This is a genomic window from Oleiphilus sp. HI0061 (genome assembly GCF_001635675.1).
The window spans coordinates 1-1,658 of sequence record NZ_LWFE01000172.1 but is presented as its reverse complement, the minus strand read 5'-3'; the positions used below and the strand labels follow the sequence as shown (position 1 = coordinate 1,658).

The window sequence follows — 1,658 nt, the reverse complement described above, 5'->3', positions numbered from 1 at the left end:
GTGAAAAACCTAATGCGTCAAACAGAGCTGAAGCTCAAAGCCGATCCTGTTGGCATCGATAAAATCGACGCAGGCGAGACCTCCGGTAGTTTTGAGTTTTCAAAAGACACGAAAGTCGACCCCTTGGCCATCGTTCAGCTAGTGCAAAAGAACCCGATAAAGTACAAGCTAGAAGGCGCCACAAAACTTAAGTTTGAGCTTGAGGCCAAGAACGCAGAAGAGAAATTAAGTGAGATTGAAGCGCTGATTGCGTTATTGAGCAAGGCCCCGACTTAGCCTCAGCTGTAGGCAGAGCCTTCCACGGCTCGCTGGCAGGTTAGCACGAGTCAGGTTCACAGCGAGATATATGCTTACTTAACACACTTCCCCTCTCTAAGCCCCTGAACTTGCTCATCACTATAGCCCAAAGACTTTAATACATCTGAGGTATCTGCCCCCAAAGGTCTCCCTGCTTGCTTTATGCCTTCAGACTTAAATGGCAATGCGCTATTTATTTGTTGAATCTCGTTGCCTGTCTCATCTACAGCGGTGGTAATCATGCCCCGCGCTATGAAGTGAGGGTGCGCTGCAGCCTGGTTGATACTCAATACAGGTTCTACACAAGCATCTAAGTTGCCAAAGACGTCATTCCAGTGAGCTTGGTCTTTTTCGATCACTTTTGCTGCAATTGCTGCCTTGATTTCTGTTTGGGTTTCGGCTCGTTGGTCGGCAATCTTATTCTGGTAAGCTGTCAAACCTAGGGTAGATAGCAAAACCATCGCGAAGTTTGGTTCCAGGCTACCGACCGAAATATACTTGCCATCTGCCGTCTGGTAGTAGTCGTAGAATAAACCACCGTTGAGCATCTCTTCGCCACACGCTGGGTCCTTGCCACTGACTAGCGCGTTGGCGCCGAACATCGTGCTCAGCGCCAAGGCCGCATCACTCATACTGATATCCAGGTGCTGGCCTTTTCCAGTAGAAGCACGTTCAATCACTGCGGCAAGAATCGCCATTACGGCATGATGTGAACCACCTGCAATATCGGCAACCTGTGTTGCAGATAAAGTGGGACCGGTTTCTTTTCTGCCAGAGAAACTGGCTAAGCCCGACAAAGCCAAATAGTTAATATCATGCCCTGCCCGATCTTTTAAGGGCCCTGTTTGACCATAGCCTGTGATCGAGCAATAGATTAATTTAGACTGAAACTTTACCAAGGCCTCATAATCCAGACCTAGACGCGCCATAACACCTGGTCTGAATTGCTCAATCACAATATCAAACTCACTCACCAACTTATGAACGATCTCTTTTGCACTCTCATGCTTTAAATCAACAGCAATCGTTTTCTTATTGCGATTAACGCTGGCGTGCGAGGCAGAAACCTTACCTACCATTGGCGGCAAGAGCTTTAGTAGATCGGGTCGCGTAGGTGACTCTACTCTTACAACCTCTGCGCCCATATCTGCCAACAATTGCGTTGCATAAGGGCCCGGTAATAAGGTGGTAAAGTCGAGAATCTTAATTCCCTTGAGTGGTTGTGACATTACTTACCCCTACTTCCTTTAGACCATCGAGCGGCCGATAATCAACTTCATGATTTCATTTGTACCAGCATAGATCTTCTGAACACGCGCATCTGCGTAAGCGCGCGCAACCGGATACTCCCACATGTAGCC

3 protein-coding genes are annotated in these 1,658 nt (G+C 47.9%); 1 reads left to right on the top strand and 2 read right to left on the bottom strand.

What is annotated here, in order from left to right:
- Positions 1–276, top strand: a 276-nt coding sequence (locus A3735_RS02090; RefSeq protein ID WP_156499329.1) for a hypothetical protein, incomplete at its 5' end; no start/stop codon positions are given.
- 74 nt (positions 277–350) lie between these two features.
- On the opposite strand, the gene A3735_RS02085 is transcribed toward A3735_RS02090, so the two are convergent.
- Together A3735_RS02085 and A3735_RS28655 are read right to left on the bottom strand one after the other, a co-directional pair.
- Complete coding sequence (locus tag A3735_RS02085) at positions 351–1,526, bottom strand: CaiB/BaiF CoA-transferase family protein (protein ID WP_068509416.1); 1,176 nt, start codon at positions 1,524–1,526, stop codon at positions 351–353.
- Positions 1,527–1,544: 18 nt separating this feature from the next.
- The coding region (locus tag A3735_RS28655) for an acyl-CoA dehydrogenase family protein (RefSeq protein WP_197485599.1) at positions 1,545–1,658 on the bottom strand (114 nt) is incomplete at its 5' end.